The sequence below is a fragment of the Rothia sp. P13129 genome (genome assembly GCF_048512865.1).
Classification (GTDB): Bacteria; Actinomycetota; Actinomycetes; order Actinomycetales; family Micrococcaceae; genus Rothia.
Window position 1 is genome coordinate 17,184 of record NZ_JBLXYA010000002.1, and the last position, 15,930, is coordinate 33,113.

At 48.7% G+C, this 15,930-nt stretch carries 13 protein-coding genes and 1 tRNA gene; 7 read left to right on the top strand and 7 right to left on the bottom strand.

The features are described 5' to 3' along the window. The first annotated feature begins 109 nt into the window (after window positions 1–109). Window positions 110–183: transfer RNA gene (locus ACN081_RS02090), tRNA-Pro, on the top strand. A gap of 68 nt (window positions 184–251) precedes the next feature. Here the strand turns inward: ACN081_RS02090 and ACN081_RS02095 are convergent. From ACN081_RS02095 to ACN081_RS02120, 6 genes are all read right to left on the bottom strand, one after another. Then, the gene (locus ACN081_RS02095; protein ID WP_419102978.1) at window positions 252–812 is read right to left on the bottom strand and encodes a methylated-DNA--[protein]-cysteine S-methyltransferase; all 561 of its coding nucleotides are present in this window, start codon (window positions 810–812) and stop codon (window positions 252–254) included. Window positions 813–889: 77 nt separating this feature from the next. Further along, window positions 890–1,810 (bottom strand): ornithine cyclodeaminase family protein, encoded by a 921-nt coding sequence (locus ACN081_RS02100; protein WP_419106797.1) that lies wholly within the window; start codon window positions 1,808–1,810, stop codon window positions 890–892. 151 nt (window positions 1,811–1,961) lie between these two features. Then, the gene (glpK, locus tag ACN081_RS02105; RefSeq protein WP_419106798.1) at window positions 1,962–3,518 is read right to left on the bottom strand and encodes a glycerol kinase GlpK; all 1,557 of its coding nucleotides are present in this window, start codon (window positions 3,516–3,518) and stop codon (window positions 1,962–1,964) included. A 65-nt stretch (window positions 3,519–3,583) separates the two neighbouring features. Beyond that, complete coding sequence (locus tag ACN081_RS02110) at window positions 3,584–4,969, bottom strand: MFS transporter (protein ID WP_419102981.1); 1,386 nt, start codon at window positions 4,967–4,969, stop codon at window positions 3,584–3,586. 72 nt (window positions 4,970–5,041) lie between these two features. Beyond that, window positions 5,042–5,827 (bottom strand): MIP/aquaporin family protein, encoded by a 786-nt coding sequence (locus tag ACN081_RS02115; protein ID WP_419106799.1) that lies wholly within the window; start codon window positions 5,825–5,827, stop codon window positions 5,042–5,044. A gap of 282 nt (window positions 5,828–6,109) precedes the next feature. Continuing rightward, the gene (locus ACN081_RS02120) at window positions 6,110–7,867 is read right to left on the bottom strand and encodes a glycerol-3-phosphate dehydrogenase/oxidase (protein ID WP_419106800.1); all 1,758 of its coding nucleotides are present in this window, start codon (window positions 7,865–7,867) and stop codon (window positions 6,110–6,112) included. A gap of 104 nt (window positions 7,868–7,971) precedes the next feature. On the opposite strand from ACN081_RS02120, the gene ACN081_RS02125 reads away from it, so the two are divergent. After that, window positions 7,972–8,922, top strand: a complete 951-nt coding sequence (locus ACN081_RS02125; RefSeq protein ID WP_419102984.1) for a sugar-binding transcriptional regulator — start codon at window positions 7,972–7,974, stop codon at window positions 8,920–8,922. 5 nt (window positions 8,923–8,927) lie between these two features. On the opposite strand, the gene ACN081_RS02130 is transcribed toward ACN081_RS02125, so the two are convergent. After that, window positions 8,928–9,857, bottom strand: a complete 930-nt coding sequence (locus ACN081_RS02130; protein ID WP_419106801.1) for a LysR family transcriptional regulator — start codon at window positions 9,855–9,857, stop codon at window positions 8,928–8,930. A 159-nt stretch (window positions 9,858–10,016) separates the two neighbouring features. On the opposite strand from ACN081_RS02130, the gene ACN081_RS02135 reads away from it, so the two are divergent. The 5 genes from ACN081_RS02135 (at window position 10,017) to ACN081_RS02155 (ending at window position 15,760) form a co-directional block, all read left to right on the top strand. Then, window positions 10,017–13,502 (top strand): bifunctional proline dehydrogenase/L-glutamate gamma-semialdehyde dehydrogenase, encoded by a 3,486-nt coding sequence (locus ACN081_RS02135; RefSeq protein ID WP_419106802.1) that lies wholly within the window; start codon window positions 10,017–10,019, stop codon window positions 13,500–13,502. 171 nt (window positions 13,503–13,673) lie between these two features. Further along, a complete protein-coding gene (locus tag ACN081_RS02140; protein ID WP_419106803.1) occupies window positions 13,674–13,844 on the top strand; it encodes a hypothetical protein in 171 nt (56 codons plus the stop codon). Beyond that, the gene (gene gcvH, locus ACN081_RS02145) at window positions 13,841–14,230 is read left to right on the top strand and encodes a glycine cleavage system protein GcvH (RefSeq protein WP_419106804.1); all 390 of its coding nucleotides are present in this window, start codon (window positions 13,841–13,843) and stop codon (window positions 14,228–14,230) included. Before ACN081_RS02140 ends, gcvH begins: the two co-directional genes overlap by 4 nt. A gap of 282 nt (window positions 14,231–14,512) precedes the next feature. Beyond that, on the top strand, window positions 14,513–14,992 hold the full coding sequence (locus ACN081_RS02150) for an FHA domain-containing protein (protein ID WP_419102989.1): 480 nt from the start codon (window positions 14,513–14,515) through the stop codon (window positions 14,990–14,992). Then, window positions 14,993–15,760, top strand: a complete 768-nt coding sequence (locus ACN081_RS02155) for a MerR family transcriptional regulator (RefSeq protein ID WP_419102990.1) — start codon at window positions 14,993–14,995, stop codon at window positions 15,758–15,760. The last annotated feature ends 170 nt before the right edge of the window (window positions 15,761–15,930 follow it).

Genomic DNA, 15,930 nt, shown 5'->3' on the forward strand with positions numbered 1-15,930 from the left:
ATGTGAGCTAAGACTCCAAACTTTTTAGGTTGTGAGTTTGTATTCATTCTCATGGGTGCTGTATAGTTGTCTAGGTGCTAGAAAGCCTAAGGCTTTCTATAGAGCATTTCGGGTTGTGGCGCAGCTTGGTAGCGCACTTGACTGGGGGTCAAGGGGTCGCAGGTTCAAATCCTGTCAACCCGACATATAAAAGCCGTGATAAAAACTTATTGTTTTTATCACGGCTTTACTTGTTCCTCTACTCTTATTCTCTAGAAAAGACGCTCACCAGCTAGCTCTCGAGAACGTTCTAACTCTAATAGCCACTGTTTTGCCGAAAGGCCACCGGCATAACCGGTCATTTTCCCGCCTGCCCCAAGAACCCTATGACATGGGATAAAAATAATACAGGGATTACGTCCTACCGCCTGACCCACGGCTTGAGCTGGCGCCCCAGGACCGACAATACGACTAATCGCACCATAGGTATTGGTGTACCCATAACGAATATCCGAGACAAGATTCCACACCGCTAGCTGGAAATCTGTTCCTTCTGGCCGAAGAGGAACTTCAAAAACAATACGTTGCCCCTGAAAATATTCTTCTAACTCTTTGACTGCCTGAGAAAGAACAGTATGCTCGTCCGCTGAAATCAATGTTCCAAGATGATTCTCATCAGGAAAATACTTCTGGCCCTCTAACCAAGCACCAACTAACGCATCCTCCTCAGCACAGAGAAAAATAGTACCAATCTGTGTAGAACAGGTGGTATAGAAACGTGGTTGCACATCATCTGCTCTTTCTTCAACCGTACTGGATAAAGACTCAGGCATGAGGAACACCTTTCGCACCATATATCATGATGGCGCCTTGAGAAGATACGTAATAATAACTCTAGGATACCGCTATCTTAGGGTTGAACAGCAGCTACGATGGCTTCTGCCAATGTTAAATCTTCCCAACCCATACCTGATGTTTTAAAAACAATAGGACAACCAGCCTGCACCTTCACACGTTCTGAAACAACATCACACAGAGAATACAATTCTTCTTCTGATAACACACCATCTTCAATAGCGCAGATGACATCACCACATTCGCGAAGAGCAGTTGCCCGATCTTCAACAATCACCTCAGCAACTTCCATCACCGAAGAACTTACTTCTCGTGCCTGCGGAGTATGGGAACCTACCGCAACGATAATAGCGTGAGGGTTAATATCTTCTACCTCAAAGAGGGGCGTGGACGAAGTCGTGGTACAAAGAATGAGCTCTGCCTGTTTGAGGACATGAGTAGCGTCCTGAGAACCAGCCTGAACCCACTGTGTTATATCTTCTGGCTGGGTACGGCTGATAAAAGTATGCTCTACTGGACGTATTGCCTCGAGCGTATTTTCGAGGGTCTTAAGATGGGCGCGTCCTTGTGCGCCACAACCAAAAATGACGGTTTTTAGTGGTTCTGAAGAATCAGAAATATAAGGGTAAACACCGGCAATAGAAACCGCTGACGTGCGGATATCAGTTAGTGCCACGCCATCAAGAACATGTGTTGGGGCTAAAGTCTGTGCGTTAAAGAGAAGATAAGAGCCCTGAATCAAAGGGACGTCAGGGCGTGCAGAGGTATCTGCACAGCTGAGTATTTTCATTCCGAAACTATGAGAAGTGTAGGATGGCATCATGAGTAGCTGCGCATAGGGCATATCCATTCTTTGACGAGGGTAATCATTACTTGGATCATAGCCATTTCTTAAAGTATTCCTCAGCGCGTGTACCGCTTGTGCAGGGGAAAAATGGTCGAGAATATTCTGATACGAAAGATAAGTAATGCTCATATTTTCACCCTCTCAAAAACCAGCATAAAAATCTGCTATTAAGCCTAACGCTGAGCCGTAAGCGTCATAAATACTCACGTTGGAGTAATAACAACACCTACGACTCAGCGTTAGTGAATTCAGCTATCGAGAAGTGAAAATGACAATAGCTTTAGTCTTGGTCTACGTCCTCATCGACCCAGTCTAGAGTCTTGGCTACGGCCTTCTTCCAGAGGCGGTATTGACGTTCCACTTCTTCAGTTGGCATCTGAGGAGTCCAACGCTGATCCTCAGACCAGTTTGCGGTCACGTCTTCTTCTCCCGTCCAGAAGCCCACAGCGATACCTGCAGCATAAGCGGCACCCAATGCAGTGGTTTCAATGACCTTAGGACGAATAACCGGTACCCCCAGAATATCTGCCTGGAATTGCATGAGGAACTCGTTTGCCGTCATTCCACCATCAACACGTAGCTCAGAAAGATCAACGTTAGTTCCTGCAGCCTGTGCATCAGCGTTCATTGCGTCGAGAACCTCACGAGTCTGCCAAGCGGTAGACTCAAGAGCAGCACGAACAATATGTGCACGGTTAACATAGCGGGTCAGACCAACGATAACGCCACGTGCATCTGGACGCCAATGTGGTGCAAAGAGACCAGAGAACGCCGGAACAACGTAGCATCCACCAGAATCTTCAACGCTTGTAGCAAGAGCTTCGGAATCTGCCGCGTTATCAATCATCTTCAGGTTATCGCGAAGCCACTGGATGAGTGAACCAGAAACAGCAACAGAGCCTTCCAACGCGTAGACAGGTGCTTGGTCGCCAATCTTATAAGCAACGGTTGTGAGCAAACCATTCTCAGAGATAACAGGTTCTTCGCCGGTGTTCATCAACATGAAGTTACCGGTTCCGTAGGTATTTTTCGCCATACCTTTTTCAAAGCATGCCTGACCGAAAGTTGCTGCCTGCTGGTCGCCAAGAATACCTGCAATAGGGGTGCCGTTGAGAAGTCCCTGGGAACGACCGTATCCGTACACCTCGGAGGAAGACTTAATTTCGGGGAGCATAGACATGGGGATGCCCATATCTGCTGCAATGTTTTCGTCCCACTCAAGGGTGCGAATGTTCATGAGCAGAGTACGGGAGGCATTGGTGACGTCAGTAACGTGGACGCCTCCATCGACACCGCCGGTCAGGTTCCAGAGAACCCACGTATCGGTGTTGCCAAAGAGCAAATCGCCGGCTTCTGCTTTTTCGCGTGCACCTTCGACATTGTCGAGAATCCACTTGACCTTAGGTCCAGAGAAATAGGTGGCCAAATTGAGACCAACAATATCGTGGTATTTGCCAGGGCCAGCTTCGCCGCCTAGCTCATCACAAATTTTTTGAGTGCGGGTATCCTGCCACACAATAGCGTTGTATACAGGTTTACCGGTGGTCTTATCCCATACAACAGCAGTTTCACGCTGGTTGGTGATACCTACCGCTGCAATTTCGTGGTGGTTGACCTCAGCTTTGGTCATGCACTGACCAACTGCTTGGCGGACGTTCTCCCAGATTTCCATAGGGTTGTGTTCTACCCATCCAGCCTTTGGGAAAATCTGTTCGTGCTCAAGCTGTCCGATAGATTTAATCTCGCCGCTCTTGTTGAAGAGAATCGCGCGAGAGCTGGTTGTTCCCTGGTCGATGGAAAGAATGTACTTCTTACGCTCGGGGAGGGTGGTAGTCATAATGTCACTTCCTCGTGAAGTTTGATGTTTTGATAATGGACAAAAGATATCTCGTACGAGAAAAATTAGTTGTTGTCTGCTAGCTCGCGTTGTTGGAGAAGTTCACGTTCTTTGCGCCCGATAATCCACATGAAGATGAGTGCGAGAACAACAATTCCAAGCAGTGCGCTATAGGCTACGCCCCAACCAAAATAGTGGATGAGTAGACCTACACCGGTAGATGCCAGTGAAGCGCCAAGTAGGTAACCGAAAAGCCCAGTAAAACCGGCGGCTGTTCCTGCAACATTACGAGGTGAGAGGTCGATAGCCTGCAAGCCGATGAGCATCACAGGGCCGTAGATGAGTCCACCAATGATAGCGATGAGCAGGTAGAAAACTCCGATTGGTGCAGTTGCCGGTAGCAAAGCATACGTTGCTAGAGCTAGACCGACACCGGCAAGGAATACCATCCCCGCGCCAGAACGCCAACCCTTGAAGACTTTATCGGATAGCCAACCGCACAAGAGTGTGCCGATGATTCCTGCAAGCTCATAGATTGCAAAGCCGAGGATGCCTTCTTTGACGTTTGTTCCGTGAATCTTATCGGTGAGATAAATCGGAATCCAGTTAAGAACTCCGTATCGCAGAGTGTAAACAAAGACGTTTGTGATTGCTAAAAGCACGATCACTTTGTTTTTCAAAACATGCTTGAATAGCATCTCTTTCCACGGAACTTGAGCCTCAGAAGCAACCTTAGGAGGGTCGTTACGATACTCTTCGATAGGTGGCAAACCAACCGCTTCAGGACGGTCACGAATTAGAAGGAACGCAATGAAAGCGACAACGAGTGCAACAATAGCTGGTGCCCAGAACGCTGGTCGCCAGTCGGCCTCAGACTGAGCGTAGTGATCGAGCGCCCACGCTGAGATAACACCAACAGCTGCACCACCGACGTTATGAGCACAGTTCCAAATGGAGGTCTTCCATCCTCGTTCGTTGGTTGAGAACCAGTGGACGAGAACACGTCCTGAGGGCGGCCATCCCATGCCTTGTACCCAGCCGTTGACGAACATGGTCAAAGCAAAAATCATGACGGTAGCTGATAGCGCTGGAATGAAGGCGATCATCAGATTGATGATTGCAGAAAGCGCTAGACCTAGGGGCATAAAGTAACGGGCGTTAGCTCTATCGGAGAGCATTGCCATGAAGAACTTTGATAACCCGTAGGAGAAGAGTACCGCGTTTGCAACGATACCGATACCAACAGCGTTGAGGATATCGTGCTCTTTGAGTACTGCTGAGACAAGTGAAACGTTATTACGGATGAGATAGAACCCTGCATAGCCGATGAAGATTCCCATAAAAACGCTCAGACGCAGACGACGGTAACGCTGCGGAACTTCGCTTTCGGGGATACGTTTGGCTGCTGGTGGGGCATTGAGAATACCCAAGGAGAACTTGTGTTGAGTCAATGTGTACCTCAAATAGTAGATGATGGAAAAATGCAATAACGGTGCGGTGATGAGAAACCCTACAAACTCGAATTAGATTCCGAGGAACATAGGAACGAGAATTGCTGCTGCAACAGATCCGATGATGGGGCCAACAACTGGAACCCAAGCATAGGACCAATTGGAATCGCCTTTACCCTTGATAGGTAGCACTGCGTGAGCAATACGTGGACCAAGGTCACGAGCAGGGTTGATAGCGTAACCGGTTGCACCACCGAGAGAGAAACCAATACCGACAACGATGAGGGCAACAGCCAAAGGTCCAAGACCGGAAGGAGTTTGCCCTGAGGCTACAACGAACCCGATGAGTACAAAGGTTCCAACTGCTTCAGTAAATACGTTCCAACCGTAGGAACGAATTGCTGGCCCGGTAGAGAAAATACCAAGTTTGACACCTGGTTCGGTGTCCTCATCAAAGTGTTTCTTATAGGTGAGAAATACCATGACAGCACCGGTAAAGGCACCCGTAAATTGACCCGCAAAGTAAATCATCATATTTGCTGCTGTTGCAGGTACTTCGCCGACAAGGTTTTCGCCGGCAGCCCACAATCCGATGGTGACGGCAGGGTTAAGGTGCGCACCAGATGGGCCAGATAGGTACACTGCAGCAAAAACTGCCATACCCCAGCCCAAGGCAATAGCTACCCAGCCTGCATCTTTAGCGATAGATTTTGGTAGCGAACAAGCAGCGCAAACGCCACCGCCAAGAAGAATGAGGATAAAGGTTCCCAAAAATTCGGAGGAGAATAATCCTAATGCAGTAGGTACTCCATCCGCTCCTACGAGGGCAGATGCGCCCTCAGCCAAAATAGTCTGCATGTATTTTTCCTTTCAACACAGCATTGTGGTGGGGGAAGGAGTAAAAGCAACCGTTGCTTTTACACAAACATTTTTGAGGGAAGAATCCTCAAATATACGACAAGAAAAAGATTTGAGAGGCACTATGACATGTTTGATATGTGCCTGATATGAAAGGTGGCAGAAACGTCGTAGTGGGGGAAAGTTTCTGCCCCTTTCATGAACATCAGTATTTTTATATGTAGGGGAGTGTTGTACCTATACCTTTCATGTGAAGTTTTCTATGGGGAAACTTAGTGAATATTAGCTCAATGGTACGCGGGGGCATACATGCTCGATAGATGTGATGCATTGAGCTGCTTGAGCGTCAGAAGTTTTTTCTTCTGCTTGAGCGATTGCTTCTACTCGTTTGCGGTAGAGTTCTAGCTCTTTCTCTGCTTCAGCTTCGCTCCAACCGAGTTCTGGCGCCATTACTTGGAGGACTTCTTCGGCTGCGCTTAAGCCACGGTCACGCTGTTCAAGGTCTAGACGGCAACGGCGGATGAGTACGTCTTCTAAGTGAAGGGCACCTTCGTAACGTACTGCAAAGAGGATGTCTGCTCTGAGGAATTGTGGAGCTTTTGCCAAGGGCTGCGCTAACTCTGGTGCTTCATCAATGAGGGCTACGAGTTCCGTAACGTCTGCACCGTAACGTTCGAGCAGGTGTTCCATGCGGTCTTCGTCCCAGCCGAATCGTTGTGCGAGACGTGGGGAAGATGCTTGTGCTGCAGAGAAACCGGCTGCACCGACAAGCTGAATATTTTCGGTAACAGAAGGTTGTTCTTGTGCTCGTTCTTTGAGTGCAAAGTCTACGGCGTCAGCTGCCATAACACGGTAGGTGGTGAGTTTTCCACCCGCGATAGCGCTCATTCCGGGGGCTACTTCGGTGACGGTATGTTCACGGGAAACTTTGGTAGACGCCGCTTCGGAGCCTTCTTTAAGTTTTGGCTGTAGTAGCGGACGTAGACCTGCGTAAGTTCCGATGATGTCATCACGGGTTAACTCACGTGCAAGGAGCTTATTGGCTTGTTCAAGTACATAGTCAATGTCTTGGGACGTTGCTACAGGGTGCGCGATGTCTTCGGTGTATGGGGTGTCGGTTGTTCCGATAATCCAGTAACGCTGCCAAGGGATGATGAAGAGTACAGATTTTTCGGTTTTGGTGAAGATGCCGCTGGAGGCGTTAATGCGGTCTCGTGGAACGATGATGTGAATGCCTTTGGACGCAAGAACTTTAAGCCCGGCATCCTTATTGGCCATGGACTCAGACTCTTCGGTCCATACGCCGGTAGCGTTAATGATGTGTTGGGTGCGAACCGTGTGTTCTTGTCCGTTTTCAAGGTCTCGGATGACTGCTCCGGTAACTTTTCCTTGAGCGTCTTTGAGTACTCGGGTGACTTGTGTGCGAGATGCCGCTAAGGCACCGTATCCTGCTGCGGTGCGTACAAGGTCAACGACGAGGCGTGCATCATCAACGCGTGCATCGTAGAACTGGATGGCTCCGGTAAAAGCTGAATCTTTAATATCGGGGAATACGGTTTTGGTACCTTGTTTTGAGAAGTGGTGTTGTGGCGGTACAGTTTTTTTGCCACGAGCCCCAATGAATGCAAGAGTGTCGTACATTCCAATTCCGATAGCGGAATAGGCGCGTTCGATGACTGGTGTTTTGAGGGGCCATAGGAAAGGCTGTGCTTTAACGAGGTGTGGCGCAATTTTTTCAAGGAGTAGGCCACGTTCTTTGAGTGCTTCTGCTACGAGTTTAAAGTCAAGGTTGTAGAGGTATCGGAGTCCGCCGTGGACAAGTTTTGATGACCATGCTGAAGTTCCTGCTGCCCAGTCGCCTGCTTCGACGATAGCGGTTTTGAGTCCGCGGGTTGCTGCGTCTAAGGCGATACCGGTGCCGGTGACGCCGCCACCAATGACGAGAATGTCTACGCCTTCTTCTGTGCTCATTTCTTTGAGAGCTTCAGTGCGAGAAGATGCGGTAAGCTGAGACTTCTGAGCGAATTGTGTGTTGGCCATAGTTCCTGTCCCTTTCTACTACGGGTGCTTGATATACATTCTGACGTAGTTGTAGTTACTATGACCAAAACATTTGAACGTTTTTTCAGAAGGGGGAAATTTGAATGAACGAACGTCACGACACCGCATACGAGGCAGCGTATCTGTATTACATGGAAAACCTCACCATGGAACAAATTGCGCAACATCTATACACTTCACGCGCAACGGTATCACGCCTACTCAAAACTGCTCGAGACACCGGAATTGTGCAGATTCGGCTCAACGAAAATAGCAAACCGCAAACAGATCTTGCCCAAAAACTAGGGGATAAGTACAGAGTCCGTGTACACCTAGTTAAAACCTCAAAAGAACAATCTGCTATTTCCCGTATGGAAAAAGTCGCTAAGCGTGGAGCAATTCTTGTGGACTCCTGCGTTGAAGAAGGCACCTCATTAGGTGTTGCTTGGGGGTCAACGGTGACAGAACTAGCCAAACATCTGCCGTATCGTCCGCTCAAAGATGTGGTGGTAGTACAACTTAACGGAGCCGGTAACGCTCGGCATACAGGTATACCTTACTCGGGGTCGATTCTTGGGCAGATTACTGCCGCATACGATGCGCAGATGGTGCATTTTCCCGTTCCTGCTTTCTTTGACCATTCTGAGACGAAAGAAGCAATGTGGCGTGAACGGAGCATTATGGGAGTTCTTGCTACACAGCGTAAAGCTGACGTTGCGGTGTTTGGGATTGGGGCTTTTGGGGGCGCTATTCCTTCTCACGTGTATAACGGAGGCTATTTTGATGCTCAAGAACAACGTGAATTGCGTGCAAACGGTGTTGTCGGAGATATGTGTACGGTACTTCTTCGTGAAGATGGAAGCTATCAAGACCTTGCCGTGAATCAACGTGCAACGGGGCCAACCGCAACAGAATTGGCACGGATTCGTCGTCGGATTGCGGTAGTTTCTGGCAATCACCGAGTCCTTGCTTTACGAGGTGCACTGCGCACTGGTGCTATTACAGATGTGGTGATAGATACTCAACTTGCTGAAGCGTTGATGGATTGCCCCTAAAATTTTTAGATGCTATCGCTAGGGCACATGCTCTCTTGATGATGTTTAAGGGCGTCGGCTGCATATGATAGTGCCCTTCTGACCATGGCAATGTTGGGTTGTCCTGCACTGTCAATTCTAGATGCAGTAAAAATTTGACGTTCGGGGTGTTCGGGTAAACAGATGAGTTTAATAGAGGTCTTGTGGTGCGTGGAAGATGTGACAAAACCGGGCAGAATAGCTGCTGCATAACCTTGTTCTGCAAGACGTACATGAGTGAGTAAATCTTCGATACTGTAGCGAACGTACGGTTCGAAGCCTGCCTGGCGGCATTGATTAATACCCCAAATACGGCTGGTATTGTGTTCTCGTTCAAAAACCCATGGTAGAGATTTTGCTTCAGTGAGGGTTGTGTAGGGAGAGTCTTGTGCTAAGACAAGGTGAATTGGGTCTGCTGTGAGTAGTTCAAGGTGAAGGTCTTCATGTTCAGGTACAAAATGGTGCGGATAGGACTCTGTAATAGCAAGGTCGAATTGTCTGCTTCTGGTGAGTTCTAAACCTGTTTCGGGGTCTATCTGCACAACTTCTAAAATGAGTTGTGGTGCATTCTGCTCTAAATACGATAGTGCTGTGGGTAAGAGCGCCATCGCTGCTGACTGAAAAATTGCTAGCCTTACGGTGCCTAGCGGTTCGCCAGAAAACTGTGCAATGCGAGTGGCAGTCTTATCCATCTCTCTGAGGATAGCTCGTGCACCGTGGACGAGGATAAGTCCTTCGTCGGTCAGTCGTACCGAACGTCCTGATCTGCGAATGAGGGGAGCTCCAGCTTCTTTTTCGAGTGCTGTCATCTGTTGTGAGATAGCAGAAGAGGTGAGGTGTAGTGTTCTTGAAGCCGCCGCAAGGGAGCCTCGTTCATGGATTTCAAGGAGAATGCGGAGTCGGTGAATGTCGTACATTGTGCTAAACCTCATCACAGGCGGTTAAGTTTTTCTTAACTATTATGCTGAGAAATAGTTATTTTTACTAATAGTGTGTTCAGAACCATAACGTGGTCAAATAGAACAAAAGCACAATGAGTGCCAGTTCACACAAACACAGAAGATGGGAGCACAGGAATGACAACCAATCCCTTTGCCGCAGAACGCTACCAAGAACTTGCCCAAGAAGCACGAACCCTCGTACGCCAATGGCTTACCGAAGCCCAAGACGTCCCCGCAGACTCCTCCGCACAAATGCTCGCAGGTGTCCTCAAAGACCCTAACGGGTTAGACTTCACCGTCGGATTCGTCGACACCGTCGTTCGCCCTGAAGATAATAATGTTGCTGGAGCCAACCTCGCAAAAATCGCACCCCTGGTACCATCCTTCCTCCCGTGGTACATGAAAAGTGCAGTAGCCGCCGGCGGAAAAATTGCTAGCAAAGCATCATGGCCCACTGTCGGTATCGCACGACGAGTCCTCCGCGAAATGGTCGGACACCTCATCGTAGACGCCCGCGACGAAAAACTTGGCCCAGCCATTGAACACCTCACCAAAACCGGCAACAAACTTAACGTCAACCTCCTTGGCGAAGCCGTCCTCGGTGACAAAGAAGCAGAACGACGACTCAACGAAACCAAACGCCTCCTCGCACGAGACGACGTCGATTACGTCTCCATCAAAGTCTCTGCTGTCTCCGGCCCACACTCTCACTGGGCCTTCGACGAAGTCGTCGAAGAAGCAGTACAACGACTCACCCCACTTTATGAACTTGCAGCACATTCCCCTGAAAAGAAGTTCATCAACCTCGACATGGAAGAGTACAAAGACCTCGACATGACCATCGACGTCTTTACCAAAATTCTCGACCAACCACAGCTCAAAGACCTCGAAGCAGGAATCGTTCTACAGGCATACTTGCCCGACACCCTCGCAGCAATGCAAAAACTCCAGCAATGGGCTAGCAACCGCGTAGCCTCCGGCGGAGCACGCATTAAAGTGCGACTGGTCAAAGGCGCCAACCTCTCCATGGAAATCGTTGAAGCCCTCACCCACGGTTGGGAACTGACCACCTGGGATTCCAAACAGCTCAGCGACACCAACTACAAACGAGTCCTCGAATACGCGCTACGCCCCGAACACACCAAAAACATTCGACTAGGCGTCGCCGGACATAACCTCTTCGACGTAGCATTCGCGCTACTCTTGAGCGAAGAACGCGGAGTCAAAGACGATATCGAATTTGAAATGCTCATCGGTATGGCCGCACAACAGGCAGAAGTCATCCGCCGACGTGTCGGGCACCTCCTGCTCTACACTCCAGTCGTTCGCCCCGAAGAATTCGACGTAGCAATTTCCTATCTCGTTCGACGGCTTGAAGAAAATGCTTCGAGCGAAAACTTCATGTCAGCAGTATTCGACCTGCACGACAACGCTGAACTCTTCGAACGAGAAGAACAACGATTCATGCGCTCGCTCAACTCTGTTACCGATGAAGTACCTGAGCCCAAACGTCAGCAAAACCGTCAGACAGAAACCGTCGATAACGTTTTCCGACCCCGTCAAGGATTTGAAAACGCACCAGATACTGACCCTTCGCTTGCTGCAAACCGCCAATGGGGACGAGAAATTCTCGAACGTTCAAAAACAACTACCCTTGGCATCAACACATTGGAAGCTTCAAAGCTTAGCTCTAGTGGCGAAGTGCAACCATTAATCGACTCTGTGGTTGAAGCGTCGAAAGCATGGGCAGAACGTAGCGGAGCTGAACGGGCTCAGATTCTTCGTCAAGCAGGTATTGCTTTGGGCGTTAACCGAGCAAAACTACTTGAAGTCATGGCAGCAGAAGCAGGAAAAACACTTGACCAAGGCGATACTGAGGTTTCAGAAGCTATCGACTTTGCAAACTACTACGCAACTTTGGCAGAAAACATTGAACACATTGACGGGGCGACCCCCGTGCCTGTTCACCTCACACTAGTAGTGCCACCGTGGAACTTCCCAACGGCTATCCCCGCAGGTGGTGTTCTTGCTGCACTGGCTGCCGGGTCTGGTGTCATTTTCAAACCTGCAACGAACACCGCAAGAACGGGTGCTTTGATTGCTGAGATTCTTTGGGAAGCAGGTGTTCCTCGTGAACTACTCAAGCTCATCAAAATCACAGACCGTCAGGCCGGAAAAGAGCTTATCTCTCACCCTGCAGTAGACCGACTGATTCTCACGGGCGGATACGAAACAGCAGAAACTTTCCGTTCATGGCGTCAAGACTTACCATTATTTGGTGAGACCTCTGGCAAAAACTCCATCATCGTTACGCCTAACGCCGACCTTGATTTAGCGGTTAAGGACGTTGTCTATTCTGCATTTGGGCATGCTGGACAAAAATGTTCTGCAGCATCAACAGTGATTCTCGTTGGAACTGTCGCACAATCTGAACGTTTCAAGAATCAGCTCGTCGATGCTGTATCTTCCTTGCACGTAGCCTACCCGCAAGATATCGAATCTCAGATGGGGCCAATTATCGCGCCGGCAGAAGGCAAACTGCTCAGCGGACTAACCACTCTTGGAAACGGCGAAAGCTGGCTAATTGAACCTAAAAAGCTTGATGAGAGTGGCAAACTCTGGTCACCAGGTGTACGTGTAGGAGTCAAACCCGGAAGCGAATACCACCTCACTGAATACTTTGGCCCAATTCTTGGAATCATGGTTGCTGAAACCCTCGAAGAAGCGATCGAATTGCAAAATGCAACCGACTACGGTCTTACTGCAGGGCTGCACTCACTAGACTCTGACGAATTAGCGCTGTGGCTATCTCGTGTCGAAGCAGGAAACCTTTATGTGAACCGTGGAATTACTGGTGCAATTGTTCGCCGTCAGCCCTTTGGCGGTTGGAAGAAATCCACAGTAGGTAGCGGAACTAAAGCTGGAGGGCCTAACTACTTAGTAGCCCTTAGCGATTGGGAGAGCACTCCTTCGACAGCTACTGCTATGCCAACCTCTCGTGCTGTGCGAGAGACTTTAGCTGCTACCCGTCAGCCAACTGCTGTAGATCAAGAGAAACTAGAATTCTTAGTTCGTTCTGCATCTTCTGACGCTGAAGCCTATAACAGTGAATTTGGTATTGCTCATGACCCTTCCCAGCTAGGAGTTGAGCGTAACATCTTGCGTTATGTTCCACAGGCTGTGCAAGTTCGTGCGGATTCTTCTGCAGACGTCGCTGATACTTTACGTGTTATCCTAGCCGGTTTGGCAGCTGGTGCACCTATTTATCTCTCAACGGCGCGACAGCTACCGGTAGCGGTGGCCGGCACACTTGAAAACCACGGGGTGAAGATTGCTCTTCAAAGCGATGAGGAATACCGTCAATGGCTTGGAGCTTACGCATCCAAGAGCACAGCAGACCTACAAGGCACTCCGTTAGAAGGTAGCCGTATCCGTTACATCGGGGACCAGCCGACAAGCATCTTCGAAGCGTTGAACGGCCGCCCTGATATCGGAATTTACACGGCTGTAGTCACGGAAGCTGGACGTATTGAGATGCTTCCGTTCGTCAAAGAACAAGCTGTCTCTATTACTGCGCACCGTTTTGGTAACCCCAATAGATTCTCTGAACATGTAATCTAACGCCTTTGATAGAGGGTAGTGCCGTAGAAATGTTTTTCTGCGGCACTACTTTGTTTGTAGAGAGTCATGATGTTGATGAATCATCAATGGTTGGTTCTTTTGATAGAGAATAATTCTTGAGAATGGGCTGTTGATGAAGCCATCTTAATGAGATGTGGAATACTATAGAATGTGACGGGTGAAACGCAGGAGAAGATGTCTCTTACAGAATCTCCTCGCCCTAAGAACATCACACACGTTATTGTTCTACCCGTTGGTGAACATGGTTTATTTTTCTGGGGTCAGAACCCCGGGCATCTTGGTGGTCGTAGCGCCACACGCACGAAAGGAAAGCCACTATGAGTGACGTACCCGCAAATCTGCTATATACCTCAGAACATGAATGGGTTACTGCCGTAACCGCAGAAGGTACCGTAAAAATAGGTATTACCGATCACGCGCAACAAGCTCTTGGCGACGTCGTGTATGTTGACCTTCCTGAGGTAGGGGAGAGCGTTGTTGGCTCAGAAACTTTCGGAGAAATCGAATCTACAAAATCTGTCTCAGATTTATTTGCGCCCGTTAGTGGTGAAGTTGTTGCTATCAATGAAGAGATTGAAGCAGACCCCGCTTTGGTGAACACTGACCCCTATGAGAAGGGATGGCTCATTGAGCTACGTCCCGATAACGTAGAAGATCTCTCCACACTTCTTGACGCAGAAGCCTATACTGCAGAAATCGCTGAATAAATAGTGCTTTCTAGTGGTCGGTGTCGGTCTCTCGTGACATGAGAAGCCGACACCGATGCCGTTAATAATGGTGTATAGATGTTCCTATAGAAGATACTGCGTCATGAAGAAAATGCTGAGGAGTTTTTTGACGCCATCGTGTTTTATATAGCTAACTCTTATACTTGCCTATAAGATTAGACGGTAGGTTCAATGTTTACCGAATCGTTATCATTGTGAAGGGTAAAGATACGGTCAAAAAATAACCTATCGGGAAGACTCATACGGCAAAGGACACCACCCATGACTGAACACAACGAAGCGCACCCACCGACAGCTGCGCTCAATCTCCTCACCCAAGAAGAGTTGCGGATTGCTGCAAAAGTTACTGCAGAATTTGAAAACGCTCATCACAAGCCCACCGTGGAAGAACTGGGCGTTTTAGCAACCATTCCTCGAGGCTCAGGGTTGCTCATTTGCACTAGCACAGAACTTGAAGGTGCTCGTTTCTTGCTCAACTCTGAGCTTGACGAAAACGGTGCTGAGAAACAAATCGTCGTTGGTCGTAGCCCAGACTCTGATGTCTTCCTTGACGATGTCACGGTCTCTCGTCAGCACGCTGTTTTCACACCCAACGCTGGGTCCTTCGCTATTACAGATAATAATTCACTCAACGGCACATACCTCAACGGTGATCGTGTAGATACCGCTTTCCTGATGAACGGATCTGAAATCCAGATTGGAAAATACATTTTTGCGTTCTTCTTGGGAGTCGGAGAATAAATGTCAGCCCCCGCGCAAAAGCTCTCTGACGGTGAAGGTAAAGACCGTACTATCGGTCAAGTTCTTAGCGCCCTAGATGTTGATTTTAAAGGTATTAGCGCCTCAAAAATTCGCTTTTTAGAAGACAAAGGTTTAGTTCAACCTCATCGTACCAATACTGGCTACCGGAAGTACTCTGCTCGAGACGTTGAACAGCTACGCTACATTCTGTTATTGCAGAGAGACCAATACCTGCCGTTGAAAGTTATTAAAGACAAACTGCAGGCAGGGGAGTTTGACCAATACTATCGGGAAAAGACACAAGGCGACACAACGCCTGACGCAACTTCTGACAGTGCGCACGAAAAATCTGCCCCAAAAGAGCCAGATGCAGTCGCGAGTTTTGTTCCCCTGCCTGAACAAGAGAGAAACTATAGCTTAAGAGAGCTTTCTACCGCAGCCGGTGCAGACATGCCCTTACTCCGTGAACTTATCAATTTTGGTCTGATTCGAGATGTCGACGGAAACTATAGTGAGTATGATGTCGCCATCACCAAGATTTGTTCTCAGCTTACCTCTCACGGCTTGCAGCCTCGACACCTACGCCAATTCCGTGCAACAGCTGAACGGGAAGCTGAACTGGTTAAAAATGCGGTAGCTCCTTTAGCTTTAAGGAAAGATAAAGACTCACTTTCACTGGCAAAAACTCGTGCTCGGGAAATATCTAATCTTTGCCTTCGCCTACATATGGCACTTGTTATTTCTTCCATTCCTGATTACGAGTCCTAAGTCCATATTCAGGGAATCTCTGAAGAAAAACAGCTGTTCTTTATCGACAATGACGACGTTTTGCCGTATCTACCGGTAATATGTCAAGAGGTCAGTAAAAAAGTATCTACGGTTAGGAAGTCCTTATGGTAGCTCACAAGAATGGGGGCACACGTCGCCCTGGTTCTGCG